Consider the following 229-nt stretch of genomic DNA (forward strand, 5'->3'; position numbering starts at 1 on the left):
TTAAGTGATTGATACATTTGTGATGCTGTCCCTTCAAACAACCGACCACACCCACCAGAAAATAGTGTGTCGCCGCAAAATAGATAAGGTTTACTGAAGTAACAGATATGTCCTAAAGTGTGACCCGGCGTAGCAATTACACTAAATTCATGCCCCAAAACGAAGGCAGTTTCGCCATCTTTGACTACCTGTGTTGTTCCCTTATCTTGTGTCTCTTGTGGACCATACA

1 protein-coding gene is annotated in these 229 nt (G+C 42.8%); it reads right to left on the reverse strand.

The features are described from left to right. On the reverse strand, positions 1 to 229 hold a 229-nt coding region (locus tag SB756_RS36240; RefSeq protein WP_410914086.1), incomplete at both ends, for an MBL fold metallo-hydrolase.

It is taken from the genome of Pseudomonas sp. SIMBA_068 (assembly GCF_046534705.1).
Lineage (GTDB): Bacteria > Pseudomonadota > Gammaproteobacteria > Pseudomonadales > Pseudomonadaceae > Aquipseudomonas > Aquipseudomonas putida.